This is a genomic window from Sphingobacterium faecale (genome assembly GCF_016746095.1).
Lineage (GTDB): Bacteria > Bacteroidota > Bacteroidia > Sphingobacteriales > Sphingobacteriaceae > Sphingobacterium > Sphingobacterium faecale.
This window is the reverse complement of sequence record NZ_JAERTY010000002.1, coordinates 443,582-467,129: the sequence shown is the minus strand read 5'-3', so window position 1 is coordinate 467,129 and position 23,548 is coordinate 443,582. Positions and strand designations below refer to the sequence as shown.

The 23,548-nt window shown below is 42.1% G+C and carries 16 protein-coding genes; 5 read left to right on the top strand and 11 right to left on the bottom strand.

Features of this window, described 5'->3' with window-relative positions:
• Positions 1–26: 26 nt before the first annotated feature.
• Positions 27–1,097, bottom strand: a complete 1,071-nt coding sequence (locus JKG61_RS04975; RefSeq protein ID WP_202101872.1) for a PepSY-associated TM helix domain-containing protein — start codon at positions 1,095–1,097, stop codon at positions 27–29.
• Positions 1,098–1,358: 261 nt separating this feature from the next.
• Here JKG61_RS04975 and JKG61_RS04970 point away from each other — a divergent pair, with 261 nt between their 5' ends.
• The 4 genes from JKG61_RS04970 (at position 1,359) to JKG61_RS04955 (ending at position 6,505) form a co-directional block, all read left to right on the top strand.
• Positions 1,359–2,276, top strand: coding sequence for a DMT family transporter (locus JKG61_RS04970; RefSeq protein WP_202101871.1), 918 nt, complete (start codon positions 1,359–1,361; stop codon positions 2,274–2,276).
• Between the two features lie 80 nt (positions 2,277–2,356).
• Positions 2,357–3,571 (top strand): porin, encoded by a 1,215-nt coding sequence (locus JKG61_RS04965; RefSeq protein WP_202101870.1) that lies wholly within the window; start codon positions 2,357–2,359, stop codon positions 3,569–3,571.
• A 119-nt stretch (positions 3,572–3,690) separates the two neighbouring features.
• Positions 3,691–4,590 carry a S1 family peptidase gene (locus JKG61_RS04960; protein ID WP_202101869.1) on the top strand — a complete coding sequence of 300 codons (900 nt, stop codon included), beginning with the start codon at positions 3,691–3,693 and terminating at the stop codon, positions 4,588–4,590.
• A 103-nt stretch (positions 4,591–4,693) separates the two neighbouring features.
• The gene (locus JKG61_RS04955; protein ID WP_237249374.1) at positions 4,694–6,505 is read left to right on the top strand and encodes an ABC transporter ATP-binding protein; all 1,812 of its coding nucleotides are present in this window, start codon (positions 4,694–4,696) and stop codon (positions 6,503–6,505) included.
• 112 nt (positions 6,506–6,617) lie between these two features.
• Here JKG61_RS04955 and JKG61_RS04950 read toward each other — a convergent pair whose 3' ends face one another.
• The 5 genes from JKG61_RS04950 to JKG61_RS04930 all read right to left on the bottom strand — a co-directional run bounded on the left by JKG61_RS04950 (position 6,618) and on the right by JKG61_RS04930 (position 15,949).
• Positions 6,618–8,654 (bottom strand): phosphodiester glycosidase family protein, encoded by a 2,037-nt coding sequence (locus JKG61_RS04950; RefSeq protein ID WP_202101868.1) that lies wholly within the window; start codon positions 8,652–8,654, stop codon positions 6,618–6,620.
• Positions 8,655–8,658: 4 nt separating this feature from the next.
• Entirely contained in the window at positions 8,659–10,410 is a 1,752-nt protein-coding gene (locus JKG61_RS04945; protein WP_202101867.1) for a RagB/SusD family nutrient uptake outer membrane protein, read from the bottom strand.
• 14 nt (positions 10,411–10,424) lie between these two features.
• Positions 10,425–14,024 carry a SusC/RagA family TonB-linked outer membrane protein gene (locus JKG61_RS04940; RefSeq protein ID WP_202101866.1) on the bottom strand — a complete coding sequence of 1,200 codons (3,600 nt, stop codon included), beginning with the start codon at positions 14,022–14,024 and terminating at the stop codon, positions 10,425–10,427.
• Between the two features lie 110 nt (positions 14,025–14,134).
• A complete protein-coding gene (locus JKG61_RS04935; protein ID WP_202101865.1) occupies positions 14,135–15,310 on the bottom strand; it encodes a FecR family protein in 1,176 nt (391 codons plus the stop codon).
• Positions 15,311–15,358: 48 nt separating this feature from the next.
• The gene (locus tag JKG61_RS04930; protein ID WP_202101864.1) at positions 15,359–15,949 is read right to left on the bottom strand and encodes an RNA polymerase sigma factor; all 591 of its coding nucleotides are present in this window, start codon (positions 15,947–15,949) and stop codon (positions 15,359–15,361) included.
• 161 nt (positions 15,950–16,110) lie between these two features.
• On the opposite strand from JKG61_RS04930, the gene JKG61_RS04925 reads away from it, so the two are divergent.
• A complete protein-coding gene (locus tag JKG61_RS04925) occupies positions 16,111–17,328 on the top strand; it encodes a DUF763 domain-containing protein (RefSeq protein WP_202101863.1) in 1,218 nt (405 codons plus the stop codon).
• Here JKG61_RS04925 and JKG61_RS04920 read toward each other — a convergent pair.
• The 5 genes from JKG61_RS04920 to JKG61_RS04900 all read right to left on the bottom strand — a co-directional run bounded on the left by JKG61_RS04920 (position 17,325) and on the right by JKG61_RS04900 (position 23,540).
• A complete protein-coding gene (locus JKG61_RS04920; protein WP_202101862.1) occupies positions 17,325–18,581 on the bottom strand; it encodes a hypothetical protein in 1,257 nt (418 codons plus the stop codon). The genes JKG61_RS04925 and JKG61_RS04920 overlap by 4 nt on opposite strands.
• A 106-nt stretch (positions 18,582–18,687) precedes the next feature.
• Entirely contained in the window at positions 18,688–19,275 is a 588-nt protein-coding gene (locus JKG61_RS04915) for an RNA polymerase sigma factor (RefSeq protein ID WP_202101861.1), read from the bottom strand.
• A 223-nt stretch (positions 19,276–19,498) separates the two neighbouring features.
• Positions 19,499–20,521, bottom strand: coding sequence for an MBL fold metallo-hydrolase (locus JKG61_RS04910; protein ID WP_202101860.1), 1,023 nt, complete (start codon positions 20,519–20,521; stop codon positions 19,499–19,501).
• A 10-nt stretch (positions 20,522–20,531) separates the two neighbouring features.
• A complete protein-coding gene (locus JKG61_RS04905; RefSeq protein WP_202101859.1) occupies positions 20,532–22,148 on the bottom strand; it encodes a DUF4998 domain-containing protein in 1,617 nt (538 codons plus the stop codon).
• 27 nt (positions 22,149–22,175) lie between these two features.
• Positions 22,176–23,540 (bottom strand): DUF5126 domain-containing protein, encoded by a 1,365-nt coding sequence (locus JKG61_RS04900; RefSeq protein ID WP_202101858.1) that lies wholly within the window; start codon positions 23,538–23,540, stop codon positions 22,176–22,178.
• Positions 23,541–23,548: the final 8 nt, after the last annotated feature.

Genomic DNA, 23,548 nt, shown 5'->3' with positions numbered 1-23,548 from the left:
ACACGTTAATTAATAATCAGCTATGCTTATTTCCACTTGCGCCGACACCAAATCAGGACTCCACTGATCACGAGAAACACAGCAAATAAAGTCGTCGCGAACGCTATGATTCTTCCCAAGAGACCACCGATCTGTCCCGAGTGAATATTATAATTCAAAGCCTTTATCTGATCGCCCACGCTTTGCGCATCCGAGTAGATGCCCTGTAAAAGCCTTCCGTCAGCAGGGTTGAAATAGAGTATTTCACGCCGGCCGAGACGATCCTCATATTTAGCAATAAACATAAAAACCTTACTTGATTTTCCCGGAAAGAAAATATTGACTTCCTGTATACCTGAAAAGGTATTCAACGTGTAGTTTAAAGACTCCTGAATACTATTTGTCCTCGGTTCGGCCACTTCTATTTGCGGTGCTTTTCGGGACGCATGTGCAGACCCCGTGAGCCAATATACACCATGCTCAAACCAACTAAAAGACATCATTAATCCACTCAGACAGATCAACAGCAAAAATACAGACGCGTAAAACCCTCCGTTCTTGTGCCATTGAAAGTTCAGCAGCCGCCAATTTCCTCTCCATGGCAATTGGAAAGCCTTCCTCCAAGCGCTCCGTACAGAAGGCCACCATAGCCACATTCCCGTAATGATCAACGGGATACAAGCCAGGGTAGACCAAGCCACTATCTTACCCCCTACCTTCCCTAAACCCAACTGGGTATGAAGAGTCCAGGCCATTAGAAAGGGATCCTTTGTAGTATCTGTCTTGCCCAGTACTTCGCCCGAATAAGGATTGATATAGAGCAAATGTTGACCATACATATACACTTTTACCGAGCGGTCGAGTTGCTGATTGACCACAATCTCCCGCACCTTGGTTTCCGAATGATACTCCTCGGCGATCTCCGACATACGATCGACAGACAATCTGACACCATCATTTGGAATATCAACATACAGAAGATGCGGATATAGCACATTTCTGATTTCTCGTTGAAAGGTATATACACAACCGCTTAAGGCTACCACTACAATTACTACACCTACCAACAGTCCTGTTATACCGTGTATTTCTCTCAATACTTTCTTTACCCTATTCATAATACCGGCAAAACTAATAATATTTATTAGATATATCTAACATATATTTAAATTAACTAAAAATAATTATTAGAAACCACTAACAAACAAATGATTCCACTCTAAAAAATCAGACAGGAACACCAAATATTTCATTATCCAGATCCACAAAATCAATTGGTAACATCGATAGATAATATTGAGGCGCCGTCTTTACAGACGCTACCTTTTTTAGATTTTAGTACCGTATATTTGTTCCAAACCTAAAACGGCACTTCATTTATGAAAATCACACAGCAAGCATTTTTACTGGGACTATTATCAGCTCTATTTTTTGCAGTGACCTTTGTTGTCAATAGACTCATGTCTGTAGAAGGTGGCAGTTGGATATGGAGTGCCTCCTTACGTTTTTACTGGATGCTGCCTTTTTTCCTGATTATTGTCATACTTCGCCGTAATTTAAAGCCACTGCTTAACGCGATAAAACAAAAGCCCTTACCTTGGTTATTATGGAGTACAATTGGATTTGGGATTTTCTATGCCCCCCTGACCTATGCTGCTGCATTCAGTCCATCCTGGCTCGTTGCCAGCACTTGGCAGATTACCATTATTGCAGGAATGATACTTGCTCCCTTTATTAACAAAAACTATCAATCCATCCATTCAAAAAGTACCTATACTTTTTCTGCAATCATACTACTAGGCATCGCCATCATGCAGATCCAAGCTCTCCAATCCGTGGAGATTTCAAATCTGCTATCAGGCTTCTTCTGGGTTTTAGTTGCCGCATTTGCATATCCTTTAGGCAATCGAAAAATGATGCAGCTAGCAGAAGGACAACTCGATGTATACCAACGTATATTAGGAATGATATTATGCAGTATTCCCTTTTGGATAGGGTTAAATCTCTACGGTTACTCTTCGGGGCATCCCTCACCTTCGGACAGTCAACTCTTACAGACCTTAATTGTCGCAGTATTCTCTGGTGTGATTGCTACTGTTCTTTTCTTCACCGCTACCGATATGGTCCGCAAAGATGAAAAAGGATTGGCCAAAGTTGAGGCGACACAGTCGGCTGAAGTCGTATTTGCTGTGATCGGCGAAATTTTCATCTTGCAGAGCCCCCTCCCCGACAACTATGCGTTGATAGGAATACTACTGGTCATTATGGGTATGTCCCTACACAGTTTAAAAAAGTAAACCTCTAATTACAATAACAATTTGGAGTTCAAACATAATCTTTCGAAATTCGTACCAGCTGGATTGACAGCCATTAAGCTATGAAAACGTATCCGACATTCCTGAAAACAGTATTTTCCAAAATTATTATAACCTCCTTGCTCCTAGCCATCTACACGATCCCTAGTCATGCACAGGACGCCAAAGATTCTATCGAGATGAGGATCAGGCCCTATGCTGGGCTACGAGGACATGCCGCCATCTACGATAGGAAGATGGATATTCAGGAAAATGCATCGCGTATCGGCACCGAAGTCGCTATGAAAAAAGGCAAGCTCGGATTTGTCGCTGCAGCCGAGCTCCAGGTCAACATGCTGCGTGGAGGGTCGAGTTTTAATGCCGACGGGAGCTTATCTGGGGGCTTTCTAACCATACAGTCGGGTCAGAACCAACAGGTCTTCGGCAACAGACTCGGCTATTTAGGCGTAGAGTTTGAACGTCTTGGGCGCCTTACATTTGGCAAGCAATGGAGTGTATACCGTGATGTGACAGCCTATACCGACCGTTTCAATGTATTTGGTTCCAAAGGATCCGCTACATTTATCGGAGGCACCGATGGAGGAGCCAATGGAACCGGTCGGGCCGATCAATCCATTATCTATCGCAACCAGATCGGGCGCTTCTATATCGGTGGACAGGTACAGGCTCGTGGTGCCAACAACCATCGTTTCATTGATGGCCTTGGCGCCTCTGCTCAGATGCAGATTATTCCTGAACTACGCATAGGAGCAGCCTTCAACAAAGCGTTCCTCAGTGACAACCTGATCAATGACGGTAAGATACTAGGCCTCTCGGGACAGCCCATCTATGCCACTTTAGGAGGCGATTTTAAAGGCAAGAAAATCGACTTCAGTGCTGTAGCCGTGCTACAGAAAAACGGAGATTTTACACAAGGACACTATGCCGATCCACTTGGCCAATACGCTACCCCTACCGTCGTATTTGACGCCACAGGACTCGAGCTATTTGCAAAATACAAGTGGAACAAACTATCCCTCCTTGCTGGTTACAATCTATACATACCCTCCTTTAAACCCAATAACAACCACCCTATTACCGACCCGATCGACAAAGGGTTTAAAAGAAACGACCTCATATTAGGTGTATCCTACCAACCCATACGATTTGTACAGTTCTACAGCGAGCAGCGTATCTCCAATGGCCGTACAGCACTTGGAGCGAAAGAAGATGCTGTCTTCACCATAGGCATGAAAATCGATCTGTCCACCCAATTATCGAAAATGATTGCATTATAACATTCTCGCTCCTTTTCTAAAATTATTGTTACGCGATACGCTGATAAGTACAAAGCACTAACTTTGCCCATGTGATGTAACCGAAATGTAAATCACACGAATTATTTTAAATGAGTATCATGAAGAAAAGTAAGTTATCGCTCAGCCTTTTGGCTATTGGTTTATTCTTTGGCAATATCGAGATCAATGCACAGACCTCAAAAAAATGGGATGGTTTCAGTGATCAACAAGAAATCACAAACAATTTTGAGTTGAAAACAGAAGAATTACTAAAGAGCAGCAAATACATCACCGCTGAACAAGCGGCGAAAGACCTTCTCGCTGTAGAAGGTAAAAAAGTAGACATGCCTTTGGTAAAGCTACGCAACAAAGCATTGGAAGCTTCAGAAATCGCCACCTTGATACAGCCTTCATTTGTATCCTTCGCAACAGCCTATGACTGTGGTAATTGTCACCGCACCCACCTCAATACCGCTTCGGGCTATATCATCAGCGAGGATGGCCTTATCGCTACCAACCACCACGTTATTGAAGGTTTTACAGAAAGTAAAGCTGGCAAAAACCTAGCGATGTCCATACAGACCGATGATGGTGAAGTCTATTTGGTACACGAGATTGTTTCTTCTTTCAAAGACGCCGATCTGGCTATCGTCCGTGTCGATACCAAAGGCAAAAAATTAACACCACTTCCATTGGGCAATACCGCTAAAGTCGGAGAAAATGTATTCGTCATGAGCAATCCAGCTCCGATGATCAATTATTTCACGACGGGTAAAGTGGCACGTAACTATATAGAATCAGTTTCAAAATCAGAAAGACTTCCACAGACAGATATCACAGCCGATTACGCTGCAGGATCCAGTGGAGCACCTATCGTCGATCAGTACGGCAATTTGATCAGCACCGTATCATCGACCCGTTCGATCTATTATGACATGAGAGAGCAAAAGAACCTACAGATGGTTGTCAAAAACACCAAGCCTGTAGTACTCCTTAAAGAGCTTATCAAAAATATTTAATCGACCATATCGTGGAAACGGTAAAGGGCTATTCTTGGTAAAAGGATAGCCCTTGTCTTTTGACAAACAATAACCGTCAAAATTTGTTAAATTGTAGACAACAATGAAAAATCCATTTAACAGAACCATCAGCCTTTTCGGCATTTTCCGACAGTTAAAGCCCTTTGTCCGTCCCAATAGGCGAATGATTATATGGACGTTGCTCCTCACCCTGGTGGGTGCTTTGATGGCACAGGTCAACCCCATTGTTTTGAAATACACCGTCGATGAAGTATCCCAACTGATCCAGCTCCCAGCTCCAATGGAAACCGGTATCCACGTACTGGCCCTCATCTCTGTTGTTCTCTTAGCAAAAGAAATCATCAATATCTTCATCAATTTTGGACAGAAGTACTACGGCGAAAAAATACGCATCAATGTAAGTTCCGAGTTGGCCCAAACCGTCATTGATAAAATATTGACCTATAGAGTAGCTTTCTATACAGATGGCAATCATGAATCCGGTAAGCTCCAGACCCGGATCGATCGCGGCATCGAAAGCCTCACCCGATTGGTACAGAACTTTTTCATCGATATCCTACCACTTTTTTCCAGTGCATTGTTAGCACTCATAGTGATGTATATCCAGAATGTGTACGTCGGTTTGGTATCTACCATTGTCGTACCCATCTATTTTTACGTAAGTTCCTTACAGGCCAAAAAATTGGGCGGCGTAAGGCGTACATTACGCAACCAACGCGAGCAGAAAACGTCTGGCCTTTTAAATTTGGTCAACTCCATACTGGTCATCAAAAGCTTTGTTCGTGAGAAATTCGAAGGAAAGAAACAGTATGATCTTCAGATGAAACTGATGGAAAGTCAACTCCATACCCGCAAAGTCAACTTTCTCTATGATGGACTCAAGACCTTCATCGAGCAGTTTGGCGTGGTAGCCATCATACTGTTGACCGTCTTCTTAGTATTGGATCAACAAATGACCATCGGTGCAATCATGCTACACATCATGCTATTTAACAATGTATCCGCTCCGATCCGCCAATTACATCGCATCTACGATGACATGAATGACGCCATGATCTATGCCGAAGGATATTTCGATATCTTAGAAGCCGATTCCGAGATCGAACCCAATGGTCACCATGCTCCGTCTACCACGAATGGTACGTTCGAACTTCGTAATGTGGACTTCAGCTATCCCAATAGTGTTAAGACACTACAAGGGATTGACATGCGTATCGAGAGCGGCAAGACCACCGCATTGGTCGGCCTGAGTGGAGCAGGCAAATCTACGATAATCAACTTACTCTGCAAGTTCTATCTACCTCAAGGTGGTGAGATTCTCTTGGACGGGATCAACCTGAATGACTATGACAATGGCGCACTGCGCGAAAAAATCGGGCTGGTATTACAGCGCAATCATATTTTCAAAGGCAGTATCGAAGATAACATCCGATATGGAAAAATAGAAGCCAGTTTTGAAGAAGTACAAGAGGCAGCACGCAAGGCCTACCTGCACGAGCAGATCATGGAACTCAAAGAAGGATATGCACATGACGCCACACTGCTATCCGGAGGCCAACAGCAACGGATTGCCATAGCACGTCTATTCTTAAAAAATCCACCCATTATTTTCTTGGACGAACCTACTGCCAGTCTAGATGCTATTGCTACCGAACAGATCAAAAACTCATTGGATGCCATCCAAAAAAACAGGACCGTAGTGATCATATCCCACTCCCTCTCTCAGATATTGGATGCCGATTACATCTATGTATTGAAGAAAGGGGAAGTTGTCGAATCCGGCACACACGACTCATTAATGGACGTCAAAGGTACCTATCGGGAAATATTCGATGCCTCCGCCCGCAGTCTCAATCTTGAAAAACTGGTACAGACGTATAAGGATGAAAAATAAAATCTTCATCTCTTTTTATGAAAATCCACGATGCGACAAAAAAAGATAAGTTTAAAAAAACGGTAGCCTGTATAGAAATACACAGACTACCTTTCAAATTGCAATAAACTAATTATTGATAAAAAGACTCATAATCACCTCTTAGAAATAACCACTGTAAAATTGGCTTTCCTTTCGAGTTTACTGTAGAAGACCATGAATTACCGGGCCCTAGCTTCCATCCAAGAACGCTGTTATAGTTATTCATATCTTTTAAAAAGACTTTAGTTTTAGTTTCCCCATCAAATCCCGTTTCTTTTACAGTTACTTCTCCCGTGACATAAGCAGACGATGGCACGGCTATCCCATTTTTGATCACCATAACCTCTTCGGACGCCCAACAATTCTCTCCTTGCGCGATTGCTCCCCCTACGAGTCCCATCGCAGAAGCGATGCGTCCTGCAGTTCCATTTCCGTCATTATTGATCGAAACGTTAAAAGAAACCAGCCCCTTCACCTTTGAATCTGTCCATCCGACCACTCCGCCCGCACCTTTTCCTGAAGCAGTTTTAGACACAATTTTCCCGCTCGCAAAACAATTTTCTACTACACCGCCATCATATACAATACCAGCAATCCCTCCTGCACGACCATTAGCGGTAGCCGTTGCTGTTACCTCTGCGGCAGAAAAACAATTCGAGATCATACTAGGTGCGCCAGTAGTGTTACGCTTACCCACATTACCGATAAGCCCCCCTACGGCATCTGTCCCTGTCACTTTTCCGGTAGAAAAGCAGTTTTCCAATACACCTATCTTCGCTACTTTATCAGGCGATCGTAATCCCAGATACCCACCAAATGCACCAGCTCCATTACTCGACTCGATGTCAACATCGACAAGCCCTAGGTTTTTACATGATCCAAACAATACACCAAACAGGCTTCCATAAGAGGATTTCCCCACCTTCAGGTTCCTGATCACATGGCCATCCCCATCAAAATGCAGATATCTTGCATAGGGATCCTGATTATTAAGCGGAGTCCAACTGCGACCTATCATATCGATATCCGCTGTCAATTTAAAATAATATGGGTTCGTTTCAGTGTTGGACCAATTCAGCGTATGCATACTCTGCAAATGCGCAGCAGTGGCGATCAGATAAGGATTAGTTTCTGTACCATCACCTCCGGCAAAAGCATCACCACCCTGTCCCTTCTTTTTGACCAATATAAAAGTCCGGAGCATGCGTTGTCCGTAATGATTGCGTACACCATTGTCCGTAGGATAGTTGATTACACCTTTAAAGCCCTTATCCTTTACAAACATAGTCGTAGAACCGCCGCCATCCATATTCAATGCATATTGTGGCGTAAAATAAGAAGTCATAAACTGAGTAACCTCTTTTGCGGTCATACCTGCAGATTCTGGAAATCGCCCATCAATGGTTACTAAGAGTAATTTCTTATCTTCTGTCACTGCTACTACTGTACGGGGGTGCCTTACTCCTTGATGCCGACGGTAATCTTCATAGTCCAGACTATTAAGATTTATTCCACTCACATCTCCAATAAAATCCTCTCCCACCTTTTTATAATCGTCGACCAACATAGGTGATCCGGAAAATATATTTAAGTAAGGAGATTGTGCATAGCTATCTTTTGTTCCCTTCTCTATTGTAAGATCTTGGCCTGAATTGTAAGAAATCGCTCCTTCATGTTTCCAATACCTCAAATGTCCAGAACTCAACGTAATAGGTGAGTGCACGGTACCATTCGTCTTGATGTAACTTGCATCCATTTCATAGGTACCATTGATGGCAACAATGGCACCACGGTTGGCTGCCACAGCAGATAATGTATCCTGCGCTCCTAAGCTCACAAATTCGAGTTCATATTCCGGATTCGTCAAATCTATCTCGACCACATTCACAAATTGATTCGCAGTCTGTGTCTGTATATACTTCGCAAACTGATAATGTATCAGCCCATTTGCCATGGTATCCATAGTCCACCCATCTTTATCCTTTAGGGTTACATGTGATACTGGAGGTACAGGTTCCTTAATTTCAGGGAACAGATTGTCGTAACGCGAGTTATCTAGAAATTTTTTGCTGCATCCGGTAACAGAAATACACGACACAAAAAGTACTAAAAAATATATCTTTTTCATGATTCTACCAGTTAGGGTTTTGAATTAGTGTCTTATTCGACAGATTAATTTCTTCCGTTGGGATGGGATATAAATAATCCCTATCTTCTCTGAACACACGTGTTAAATTACCATGCACCACAATATATCCCTTATTTCCTTCGGAAAGAATGATATCCTTACCCACTTCCAGAAAAACACTAGCGGTAGAGCTTGGCTTAGTACCTTCATAAAGACATACATCAATGGTTCCGTTATTATCCAGATCAAAATTCCCCAAACGACCAAAGTACATTCCTAAGAAGGGTTTTTCAAACAGTTTTCCCGACTTCCAACGCATCATATCGTTATAACGCAGTCCTTCCAGCATCATCTCTACGGTACGTTCGCGGCGTATCTCGAGTACGACTCCTTTAAAAGCACCTACTACATTTGGAAAACCATATTCTCCCTGTCCAAGGTAAGGATCGGGATTGGCATTTGCCTGCACCAGATTCAGGTTAGGCATGCCCACCCTGTTGCGTAATAGATTGATCGTCTTATTCAAATCTTCCTGTGTCAGTGTCTCCAATACAGCTTTAGCCTCCGCTAAATTTAGATAAACTTCAGCTATGCGAAATAACGGGATATCAGAAAAGCTTTTTCCCGAAGCATCGTAGGTTTGCTGCATACTATATTTCGTTAAATGATACCCCGTCACAGAGAACGTTAGGTTGGGAGCTACTAACGCTGTACTTCCGATACGTGCGTATCCTGGAGTCCGTATAGTCTGCGCCAAACGTGGATCTCTATTCTTAGTCTCTTCCACAAACTCCATTCTATCATAATTTGGCACATCCGTAAAACGCGCTCCCGATGTCATCAAATAATAATTGACCACACTTCTAGCGATCCCCGGTCGGCCGCGGGTACTGGAGTTTTCAAAATTCTGGACATCATGAAACAAGCCCAATGATTCATCATAATCCCTTGCCAAAATAACCTCCTGACCTACTGCTTTAGAATTAGCAAATAAATCCCGATAGGGCTGTGCTCCTGTTTTATAAAGTGAATATCCACCATCGTTTATCAACTCCTGCGAAACCTCGGCACATATCTGTAGATATTTATTAGCATTCGGAAGTTGGTGATAATGCCTAAAAGTTCCTTCGAAAAGTGCCATCCTGGACTTTAAGGCCATAGCAGTCCATTTGTTTACCCGATAAACATCTTTTGTCGTTGGCAGGTGCGCTATTGCAAAATCCAAGTCTCTCAAAATAGAGTCTGCGATCAGATCCCTGCTATCACGAGGTTTAAATAATTCAGCATCCTGGGACCCTAGTACCCGATTAAACCAAGGTAGCTCTCCATACCGAACCATTTTTTCAAAGTAGAAGTAGGCTCTAAAAAAGCGGGCCAGACCATCATACTCGTTTCTCACACGAACATCTGCTGTCTGGTGCGAATTTTCCAACAGATAGTTTATTCTTCTAAGTGGAGCCCAGCGCCACCCGAATCCTGTTGTAGGCGCAGCTGCGGGCACGGTACGTTGACCAGAGACCGCTAAGCTCAATGGAGTAATCACGATATCGTCAGCATTTTCTCCATAGACATCAGACGCCCCTGGCAAGACATCTAGATAAAACTTATTACTATACAGTTTTAGCTCCTGTTCATTAGAAAAATACGTATCCGGTGAAAGCGCCGCTAGTGGCATTTTATCCAGGTCACATGCACTCAAGGTGCCCAAAACGAGGAGTATGCCTGCTATATATTGTATCAAATATTTTTTCATCATCCTAATATTTAAGGTTATAATCCAATGTCTAGACCAAACATAAATGTCTTAGCCCAAGGATAGGTTTTGGCTGTACTCGTCGACACTTTATAGGTATTCTTCGTAGCAGCCTGTTCAGGATCTATATATTTACTCTTCAGCTTCGTATAAGTCCACAGGTTCTCACCGCTCAAGTAAATGCGTAAACGCGATAACCCGATCTTCCCTACCGTTGCTTCAGGAAGACTATAGCCCACGGTCAGGTTTTTCAAACGTATGTACATGAGATCCTGCAGATATTTTGTATTCGCAACCCCCAGCGAACGGTTCGTTGCATTTAATGCAATATAGCCTCTAGGCCTAGGGAAATAGGCATCCGGATTATCTTCACTCCATACCTGTGACATAAAATCGCGTGGGATAAAAGTTGCGTAGGGTCTAGCGTAGGGTCCCCAGAAATTTATAGCTTCTGCCCCTGGGTACCAATGCTGTCTACCTATTCCCTGAAAAAACACAGAGACATCAATTCCCTTCCACGAAGCTCCCGTATTGAAGTTGAAGTTATACCTAGGCAGAGAATTTCCGATGACCCGTCTATCTCCAGGATTGGCCAATGTATTGTCGCCCATAGATATCACCTTATCTCCGTCCAGATCCTCAAATTTCAAATCACCTGCGCGCAGGCCTTGATCGATAGCGGAAGAATTGATAATCGCATTCACCGCTTTTTGATCTACAGCATAATTTTTCGCTTCTTCATCCGTTTTAAAATAACCATTTACCTCGTAACCCCAAATCTGTCCTAGACGTTGTCCTTCATAAAAATTACTTAGGTTTTTATTCGGATTATCAAAACGTGTGATCTTCGACGTATTGTCCCCTACACCGATTCCTACATGATAGGCAAAAGGCTTAGCCGCCAGTTCAAATTGATCTTTCCAGGACACGCTCACCTCCCATCCTTTGGTCATTAAATCAGATGCATTTTCTTTAGGGAAGCCTGCTCCATAATAGGTCGGAATAGCTTTGCCCAGTGTCAACATATTCAAAGTTTCGCGCCAGTATACATCCCCATTAAAAGTCAGCCTTGATTGAAGTAACTCGACATCCAATCCTATATTGGTAGTATTTACAGTTTCCCAAGTTAGAGCACTCGAGTTTGGAGCGCTCTCATCGGCAAACGGAGCCACACTGCCATCGCCAAATGAATATTTTAAGACGCCGCCTGCGTTGACTGTCTGTATATAATCGTAATACCCCACCTGTTGATTCCCCAAAGAACCATAAGAAGCTCTTAACTTAAGTCCAGAAAATAAATGTTGATTCCAATCTTTGAAAAAATCTTCACGATCCACTCTCCATCCAGCAGAAAACGATGGAAAAAAACCGTAACGATGATTTTTGGCAAATCGGGAAGTACCATCGTACCGGCCTGCGGCTTCTAACAGATAGCGGTCTTTATAGTTGTAATTTGCCCGATAAAACACACCGAATAAAGCATACTCATTCTGCCCTCCATTTACTTCGATTACATCTCCCGTAGCGAGTTCTAAATCTGTCAGCTGATTACTCAAAAGACCGTCCCGTGCAGCTTTTACATCCTTTATATAACGGGTTTCGTAATTATACCCTCCCATTACTTTAAAATTATGCGCATTGTTCCATGTATGCTCGTAGGTTGCATACATATTTACGCCTTGAAAATAATGATTGATCTGTGATTCATAAAGGCGATTATTACCATTTCCTGTTGTAATACTCAATTCCTCCCCTGGGTATTTGGAATAAGGAATATTAACCGAACGATTCATAGTCTGATAATTGTAATGCGTAAAACGATAACTCGATCTCAGCTCCAATCCCTTTAACGGCTTTAATACAGCCTCTATAGTTGGTGAAAATTCCGATATTTTGTCCATATTATGATGCAGTCCCTGTGTCAACATCGCAGAATAGCCATCCATAACATTATAATTACTGATAGTCGTAGCGTATACTAAAGTCCCGTCAGGATTACGCGGCACGATACTCGCCAAACCATGACTTACAGAATTCTCGAAAGTTTTTTCCACACCTCCCACACCAGGATAACCATATGCAGAGTTAAAATAAGTTATATTCGTATTGATATCTAACCAGGGTTTTACTTCAAAATCTACTTTAGATCGTAGGTTATACCGTTTGATTTGATCTGGGTTCTGTCTGAATATTCCCTTTTGATCGTAATAATTGCCGGAGAGGCTATACCGTATATGATCTGCTCCACCTACTACACTAATATCGTGCGACTGCATCGGGCGTTTATCATCAAACAGGTAACTATACCAATCTGTATTTCCATAATACACATAGCTATCACGACCATCCCTTTTATCCAGTACTACCCATGGTCTATCGGGATGTTCTTTCTTATCCTCCCGTCGTATCCATAGCTGATAGTAATCATCGTCTGTATACCTGGTATAGTTTGTTCCCGCATATTGCGAAAAAAACTTATCGTTTATAGCGGCAGAATAGTATCCTCGACGTTCGTAATCAGTAGATGTAGTCGGTGTACTCATAGACACTTGTCCGCTGTAGTTGATTGCAGCGGCACTTCCGCTTCCAGACTTAGTTGTCACTATGATTACACCATACGAAGCCCTTGCGCCATATACAGCCGCAGCCGACGCATCCTTCAATACCGTGACGGATTCAATATCATTCGGATTGAGACGGTTGATATCTCCCTCAAAACCGTCGATAATCACCAGTGGCTTTGCATCGCTAGAGATGGAGTTCACACCACGGATATTGAAGCTACCTGTTGCTCCAGGTCTACCGGTGGAGAAACTGACATTCAGGTTGGGTACTGTCCCCTGCAAGAGAGATGAAGCATTCCCTCCTGGTCTACTCTTTAGTAACCTTGTATCTACCACACTAGCGGCAGCAGTAAGATTACCTTTTTTTTGCGTACCATATCCCACCACTACAATATCGCTCAATACACTGATAGCTTCTTCCAAAGTAATATCCAAAGCAGATGAAGTCGTCGGCCTTACCTCTCTACTGGTATAACCCACTGATGAAAACCTTAATATGTTTTCTTTACTATGCATCGTAATAGTATATACCCCTGCATTATTAGAGATCACACTATTACCCGTACCCACCTCCAATACTGTCACTCCTCCCAAAGCCTCTCCCTTCCTATTGGTGATATGTCCGGTGATCTGTCTTTGTTGTATTGCAGCGATTACGTCGCTATCCTCCATCGATTGCCTCTCTGCAATACTGGACAGTACAATGTTCTTATCCACTATTTTATATCCAAGACTATATTTACTGGATAATTCGTCCAATACATCCCTCAATTTGGCTTTAGCATAAAAGACATCCAACTTAAGCTCTTGCGGAATAGTTGATTCATTGAAGAAAACATTATATCCCGTTTGCTTTCTGACTTCTTTCAGCAACTCTTCAATTTTTAGATTTTTCTTCTTTAGCGTGATGGTTTGCCCTATCGTTACCGCACTTACATTCAGGCTGGCAACCACAAGCAAAGGAACGGCTAGGCTCAACTTCATGAGAATAGATTTAATAGGCGGAATCTGCTTTCTATCCAGAAAGCTATTTCCTAGTTTTTTTCCATACATTTGTGTTGATTGTTAATTAATTGATAACAGGTTATTTTTCAATCATGTCAGCTCGCTGACTCCAAGTCAGGGGTGTTGCAAGCACTCCTGATCTTTTTAGGTTTTCGTTTCTATTTCTTTACAGTGATTACCCTCCCTTCTCTTGAAAATTTTATAGAGCCTGTGAGCGCTATCGTTTCTAGTAGTTTGTCTATATTTTCATATTTAGATATAGTTCCGGTGAACGAATCCTTACTGAAATCCCCTTCGAAGTGGATCTCTACATCGTACCAACGGGATACCGCAGCCATTACATCTTCAATTTTAGATTTGTGAAAAGCAAAATCCCCATCTTTCCATGCCACGGCGTACATAGGATCTATAGCTTTTATTTCAAAGGACTTATCAAAAACAGCTTGTTGATTGGGTTCGAGAAATACTTGACCGTGATGATCCTTTAGGCTGACTCTCCCTTCTACCAACGTGGTTACTACGGTGCTTCCATAGCTACTGATATTAAATGTAGTCCCTAAAACCTCGAGTTCCTGATCTTTCGTGATCACCTTAAAAGGAATCTGCTTATCGGCTATTGTACGTTTTGCCACCTCAAAATACACTTCTCCTTCACACTTCACAATTCGCTCTCTATCTAGAAAATGCGCAGGAAAACTCACTTTGCTTTCCGCATTCAGCCATACTAGCGTCCCATCTGGTAGTTCCAACTTAAACTGCCCTCCTTTAGGTGTAGATAAGGTATGGTACTTCAAACTACCCGTGCTCGTTCCAGTAGGACTATACCTGAACACCATTTCTTTACCTTCTCCATTGGTTAGATAAAAACCTTTATCCATCAATTCTGCTCCACCACTCAGACTATCTAAATCAAATATGCGGCCATCGTCCAACTGAATTTGCGCGCGATCCTGGCCATGCACCACTTCACTTCCAGTCCTCGCAACAAGGTCGCCTACCTTTGACTTGGGGTACCACCAGATGACAGAGCCTAGAATCAGTAAAACAGCAACAGCAATTTTATAATATGGTATAGTTTGTTTTTGATCAATCCGACGTGCCTTTCTTTGTTGTCCTACCCGATTGTCATTCCAAACATTCTTTAGAATCCTATCAGATCCATAGAGGTTAACTTCCGGCACTTTCTCTTGGGGCTGCAGATTGTCGTAATAATTTTCCAATAAATCATGCTGTACAGGATCTGCCAACACCTCCTGAAGCTCATGATACTCCTGCTCGGTGCATTGTCCGTTATGATATTTTGAAATCAGTTCTCTTAGTCTCTTTTCTTCCATCTGCTGTGATACTTCTATAAGTATACACGCATCAGTATGAAAAATGTACTATTGCGAAAGTAAAAAAAGTAAAAAAAGGGATAAAAACAACATTTTACTGACTTTGAGCCGTATCAGTTTTGTAGCATTAGCGATTTGATTTCTGACTGTATGAGGAGAGACACCTACGGATTCGGCAATTTCTTTATAGCTCATTTCCTCAATCTTGTTCATTTTAAACACCTTTTTCTGTTCTGTTGGGAGTTCATCTATCATTTCATGAATCCGGCTTGTCATATCATCATCCAAGATGGACAAGCCTCCGGCTTCACTGCTTTCTTCAAAGGTATATTGCAGATATTCCTGGTACTGCATTCGAACCACAGATTTACGAAACGCAGATATGGCCATACGTTTTGATACCGTATACAAAAAGGGATAGAGTGCTTCTGGTTCCTTTATCTTTTCTTTATTAATAAATAATTGAATAAAAGTCTCCTGTATTACCTCATTACTCAATTCCGTATCGTTACAAAGATTATTAATTTTTGTAAACAGCATTTTATAATAAGCGTGGTATACAGATTCAAATACCTGCTCATCTCCATCTCGGAACTGATCAAACTCTTTAGCAGTGATTTTAAATCCAGCAATAGCCATAAGCCAAATGTATTACAAGTAAATTAATGCTATGTAAACTTCTTATTAATTTTGTAAACGATATAATTGGATATACGAAGTTATAAAATACTTAAAGAAAAAAAGAATCCTAAAAACCTATTAAAAAAACACTAAGTTTACACTAATAAAATTAGCAATCCATGAAGCGATCCGGCACGGCAGATCTACCCTTACACTACGGCAAAGTTCCCAGCTGGCTTTACGAGCGTATGTCGGCGTTAGGTCTTTCCATTGTCGAAAATATATTGACCGACTATGGAAAGGACGAAGTCTTGAAAAGATTGGCTGACCCTTTTTGGTTCCAGAGTTTTGGTGCTGTACTGGGCATGGACTGGCATTCATCCGGCATCACGACCTCCGTCATGGGTGCACTGAAAAGAGCCATTAATCCACATTCCGCACAACTCGGACTATACATCTGTGGAGGCAAAGGAAAATTGTCCCGCCACACACCAGACGAGATACAGCGTGTAGCATATGCCACAGGAGTAGATGGTAACAGCCTCGTTAGAGCGAGTAAGCTCACGGCCAAGGTAGACAATACCGCCATACAAGATGGCTATCAGTTATATCTTCACAACTTTATTGTTTCCAATGAAGGGAACTGGGCCGTAGTACAACAGGGCATGCACCAATACGATGGTACCGCCCGACGCTACCACTGGCACTCCCAGCATCTAAAGTCATTCATCGATCAACCCCATAGTGGTATACGCGGTGTATCCAGAGGAAGGATCTTAAACCTGACCGCTTTGGAAGCCACTCAAAACCGTCAAGGCATCTTATCACTATCAAAAGACGATGCTGAATACACCCTCCGACAAATCCGCCACCTACACATGCCTATGAGACACGATGTCCAATCCAAGGATGTCAATTTAAAACGACTGGGCGCACTTTTATATGTCACCCGCGAGGCCGATATCCACACTTTTGAAGATCTGCTCCTTCTACAGGGCGTGGGTCCCCGGACCTTACAGTCACTGGCACTGGTCAGCGAAATCATACACGGCGCACCCTGCCGCTTCGACGATCCAGCACGTTTTTCCTTCGCCCATGGCGGAAAAGACGGGCATCCGTTTCCAGTTCTCACCAAGGTCTATGACGAAGGAATCGCCATACTGCGCAATGGAATAGAAAAATCAAAATTAGGCCATACAGACAAGCTAAAAACCATACAAAAACTTCATCAGATTGTATTACAGACAGAGCAACAATTTACCCCTCGCTTTGACGTCCAACAAGTTATCGAACAAGAACGGAAAAACGCTTGGCAATACGGCGGCAAGACCGTGATGGGCGATTCCAAGAAGCCCATTCAAACCCAAAAAGGCCAACAATTATCACTCTTTTCTTAACCAGCAGCACCTTCTACATTTTTACGGCCTAAGAATATTGATATCCAGAGCAGCCCGATTGACAAAAACAACAGCAAGGCAACTACCGCCAGCCCCAAAGGTATATAGGGAATGTAGACTCCCTGCATTCCGGTCACCCCTTCCAACAATAGCAAAGATTCATTACCAACAATCCCCACTATAAATGATATCAACGCCCACTTGGTGAGCGGAGTTTCACGGGCAACAGCATTCAAAAATACAAAGCCCAAAATAAATAACGTGATTATGCCCAACAGCACCAAATGTAAATACCCAATCACAATCGGACGGAAACTGTAGGTCAGCTGTTGAAATGTGGGAATCAGCGCCATAACGTACAGCAGCAATTTAAGACACGCAGCCAATAGCACACACAGCAGTACACTGCGCAGCCAGACCGGCTGTATACCTTTTCCTCGCTTCACCCCCTGGACCATTCCCACTACCCAATAAAACCAACTCACATTCTGACACACGACTGCCATACCCAAAATAACATACAACCATACGGGCAGATCCATCCACAGTAGCGACAACAGGTAAGCAGGTACACAAGTCAATGCAAAAAAACGATACAGTATTGTCCCACCAGACACTTCTATCTTATGCGAGGCTAACCAATGATGCCACAAGCCCATGCAAGCGAAGAAAAACCAACCATTATATTGAAAGTGAAGAAAAAAATATACGGCTGATAGTTGCTTATCACCGTCTACATTATGTGTCGCCTGCAGATAAGCCAGGTAAAATGTCCCAACTGAAGACAGCACTAAAAAGACAAGTGCTGCCCTAAACCATTTCCGCACCAAGGGAGACAGCGCAGCTTGCCCAACAGTACGCCACAGCATCCCTACAAATACATAAGACAGCAAGATGGTAAGCGTGGAAAAGATGATGGAATAACGTCCATACCCTTGCCAGGAAAAACAGAACAACATACCGTAGGAGGCCAACATATTAGCCCCTAAAAGCAGCTGATAACGTTTTGGAAGACACGCATCTGGTTCACGCCGCAATGCCACCATAGCCATAAAAAGCATCAGCATATGGGATATCCAACCCGAAAAAGCGAAATGCGAATGTGCGTGAAGAATAAACTTCTGATTAAGCCATGTCTGCGGAAAGATCACCATACTGCGCATCAGCAGTCCAAGGGCGGCTACCAACATCAAATTGAATACGCCCAAGACCGTCCACTGCCGGATAGTGATTGAGGAAAAGATTCTACCCATATTAACCACAAATCTAACAACTTACAGTTCCAGTTCCTATGCAGAAAATTATATTTTTAAGTGATAGATATCATATTCTAGAGCTATTCACATCGAAAGTAATCGATCAGTTTAAAGGTAAGAACCAAGTAATAAGTGCGAGGTAGAGGCCTATATCTTTTTCTTTAAATATCATACGGAGCGTAGATACCGCTTTTGATTTTGCAAAATAAACGGTACTTGTTGTCGTACCGAGCAGGTCGCAGATTTCCTTTGTTTCCATTCCCTCTAGATAGGCCATACGAAATACTTCGGCCTGTTGCTTAGGTAGCTTTTCCAGTTCTTGAACAATCTGTTTTATCAATTCGATATAGATGATCTGTCCCAACATATCCCCTTCTTTTCCTTCGATAGCGGTCCAGTCATTATACGATAGAGAGATCTTTTTTTGATATGCGGACCCCATGTGATCATAACAGGCATTTCTAGTCACCGAAAACAGAAAAGATCGTATCATTTCATAGGTTTCCATTTTTTCTTTTCGTTGCCAGAGTTTACAAAACGACTCGGAAACTATCTCTTCGGAGACCTCTCTATTCTTTGTAATTTTGTAAGCAAAAAAATGTAAAGGTTCTCCAAATTGAGCGATAAAATATTGCAAACCTGACTCATGTCCAAGAGATAAAATTTCAACATATTTCAGGTCGTCTTTCACACTTCAGAGGTTTAAATAATTTTGATGGCATAACTAAGTTAAGCATTATAAATCAAAAACCGCAGCAGGTAAGCCTAAAAAATGCACCTACATACAGCTAATAAATAGTTCGAAGCGAAATTAAATAAAACCAGCTAGAAAAGACAGCACCCAACGATTAGATAATCATTATATAACATACGCCTAACATAAGGAGTATGTTAGGCGTATGTTATATAAGAAGCTACTTCAATTCCCCATTTTCCCAAGTCAACATTTCTCCCCAAAACGGAAGAATGGTGTTTTTACAGGTCACATGAGGAAGATGTTTCAAGGTCTGTGTAATAGAGGCCTGTCCTTTAGGGTAAGGTTTATGCCTCATTTCAATAAGATGCGACAGTAGCGCATAGTTAGTTTGGACCTGACCATCTCCCGCACCTAAAATTTCATTTTCTCTTGCTTCACCCCAACGCAATACCACTACGTCTACCGGCCCCTGTACTTTTTTGAACCGTTGTGGATCAAAGCCAGAATCTCCGCAATGTAGGATAGAAAAATTGTCTGCATCATCTCCGCAATCAATTCGAACCACGGCTACAAAATTGGACAGTTCAGGACTTCTCAAATGGTCTGATATATCGGTTTGTAATGTAAAGTTTCCAATTTTATAACCTGTGGCAACAGTGGAGAAATAGGGCGCGTTGTCGATATCAAAATTAGTAATCACAGGCTTGTTCAAATGCTTCATGGCAGCCATCAATTTCAGATTGGCATGATCGCCATGGTTATGCGTAATGTACAAGAAGTCTAGATAAGGAGCCAATTGTTCTGCCAACCGATGGTCTACATCTATTCCAAAACAGCCAGAAGGTGTCTTAATGACAAATCCCATATTGTACAGCATCCAGACGGATGCTGTACCTTTTTTGACCTTGGTATGCTTTACCTCTTTCAACACCTTCTCAAACGCCGTTCTATAGGCATATAGAATAGGTTCTTTATGTTCCAATTCTTCCGCTTCGTCCTCAGATTTCTTCAGGTACTCTTTAAAAGGAAGGTCAGAATAAGGGTCAGAATAAGTATCAATTGTCTTCAACAAGGATACACGCTCCTCACTCAATACCAAAGGGCTGGTTTTGTTCAACTTCTTGATCGTCTCTACCCCTACATTTACATAATTTTTCTGGTTCTTCTCAAAAGATCTCTTTTGGGCACTCGAAAGCTGACAAAAAGCGAGTAATAAAATTGATAAAGCGTATTTAAACATATGTTGATATTTATTGCATTTGTCCATTTTTCCAAACCATTTTCTCTCCCCAAAACGGAATTATGGTATTATCGCATTTGACCCCAGGCAGATGTTTCAGTGTTTGCGAGATAGAAGCCTGTCCATTTGGATACGGATCATGCCTCAGCTCTATCAAATGAGACAATATAGCGTACTTAGGTTCCACTTGACCACTGCCCGTCCCCAAAATATCATTTTCTCGTGGCGCCCCCCACCTTAAGACAGCCAAATCTAAAGGTCCTTCTACCTTTGTAAACTCAGTCGGTCTGAATCCTGAATCCCCACAATGCAGCATCGAGAAATTTCCAGCATCCGCACCACATTCGATACGGAATACAGTCACGAACTTCGGCAATGCTGGATCCCGCAAATGATCTGTAATATCGGTACGTATTTTTATATTTCCAATAGTAAAGTTCTTAGCATCTTTTGAATAGTACTTCGCATCCTTTGTATAAAAGTTAGACAATACAGGTTTACCTTTTTTATTCATAGCATCCATCAGTTTTACATGAGCATGGTCTACATGATTATGTGTCACACAAATGAAATCCAGATAGGGCTCTAGCTTCTCTGCCCAGCGGTGGTCCACATCAATACCAAAAGTCACTGAAGGGGTTTTGACGACATAGCCCATATTATACAGAAGCCATACCGCGACCGAACCATAGGCTACCTCAGTATCTTGTACTTCATCCATCAGTTTGTCAAAAGCCCTACCATACGCATATAGGATAGGAGTCGTATATTCCATATCGACCGATGCCTCATCCGCGGCCTTAAGATATTGTCCAAACGAAGCTTTCGGAAAACTATCCGAAAACACTTCAATCTGTCTCAATAAGGCCAACCTTTCGTTGTCCAGCGAAAAAGGAGAGGTTTGTAATAACGCCTCATAAACGTCTATTCCGTCATTAGTGGGTATCCTCGTCTCCAAAAATGCTGTAACATCCAACGTATCGATATCCGTCTCGTTGATCAGGAATCGTGTTTTTGTACGAACTACACCTCCTCTTTTGGCATCTACCAAGAGATAATTTTTATCTTTCACAAAAACTTCTGGTGTAAAACTACCATCTATCTTTTCATAACTGATGATATTACCGACTGCACCTACCCGCTCCTCAAAGGTCACTTTATCCACCTTGGAGGACACCTTTGCCGGAGAGTTGACCAATGCCGAGACATAATCAGTTCCGTAAATATTGGCACTGATAGATTCTACCAATGACTTATTTCCAAATTTGTCAACATTCTGTGCCTTGATTTCTAATGGTCCTTGGAGATCAGCAAATTCGACGATCTTGAAATATCCCCCCATCATTGCATCAAAGTTCGTCTCATTATAATCCACTCGCATCGAATCTTTAGTATCTCCCTGCGTATTCCAAGTCAGCACGCAATGTGACCTATTGGCATCAGTGGTCGGAAAGAGATTGACACGGACTCGGTAATATCCTGACTGTGCGTCCATTTCTTTAATCTTACCAGCATAGACCAAAGGTCCATCTTTTAAATGTTGATTCAGCAGATCATCTGCATTTTCGCAGCCTATCAGAAAAAGTTGAAAAAATGCCCATAAAAGTATATAGTTAATTTTGCTCATAGCTTCTATTGTTAAGTAAAGACAATGTTAATAGCGTTTCAATATTTCACCGAACATCTGAAACTCATTGATTGTATAAAACGCTTCGTTTTTGTTATAAGACTCCATAAGCTGCAACCTCATATAGCGGAATGGTTCAGTGGGTTTTGCATCAGGATTAACATTATCCTCATTGATCAAATATTCTTGATTGATATTGAACCAATCTTTTTCCTCATCGGTCAGACTCGCTAGATTGACCGGAGTCTTCCCCACATATTCACCAATCAGCGTCCAACCTTCTGGAAATTTGGCCCACCTCGCGCTATTCGCATCATTGGTACCCCATATCCTAAAACGCTTTGGACTTGACCTTGCATAAGTATAAGAAATATGAACTCGTGGCGATATTTTCACTCTGTTCAATCGAGCTTCCATATTCAGATCGAAAGTCGCATACACATCGTGTACAATCTCTCGTTTTGAAGGATCTGTATTTGATAGATTTTTCACAAACTTGTAGCCATAGTACAGGTTGCCTGAGGTCACACCATTAAACATCGTCTGTGGAGCATTTCCTGCAGCATGTGCATTACCATCGTTCTGCAAACCGGTGGCCGGATTGACACCATAAATACCATAGTCGCGGCTTCCATTGAATAATGTAGGGTTGAAAAAAGAAACCGCTTTGACGTACTTAAATTCTACTTCCTCTTCCTTATACGGTATCAGCGAATTAATCAAAGTATCCGACCTATTGCCCCACTTATCAGACACCGTAAAGCCAAATTTCTGTTCGATGGAAGGATATTGCCGTACAAAAGCAAACGTATTGATCGAATCTCTATTATAAATTGTCTTGGTAGGATCTTCAACCAGTGACACTAGACCTACTTGCAAAACATCTTCAGTCAGCACGTGAATAGCCAGAGGATTAGCGTTATTATTTTCCCATTTTAAGCGGACCCCACCAAATGCAGGTTCTACAAAAAGAGATTCAAAAGCAATCTCAAGTGGGGATAAAAGAGGGGCGGCATTGACCATAGTCAAATCCGATTTATTACCACTAATATCTATACAAGCAAGTTCTACCGATTTTTCATCTGTTCCCGTAAAACCTTCCACCAAAATCACAGAACTATAACGCGACACTTTGAACTCCACATTTTTACCACCTTTATTCTTATAGGTAGCTACCACTTGGTCAATATTAGGGTTACCAGCTGGTATGCTGAAGTGAATTTCTAACGCTCCAGATTTGGCTACAACCTTATTCACGGTCAGTTTATCAGGCCTATTGCTATCTATAACCACCTGTTCTACCCCTAAATAGGTGTCACCACAACCGACTAGCAGTGATAGACAAATGATTAAAGTGCTTAAAAAGCTTATTATATATTTCGTATTTTCCATTTCTAAGA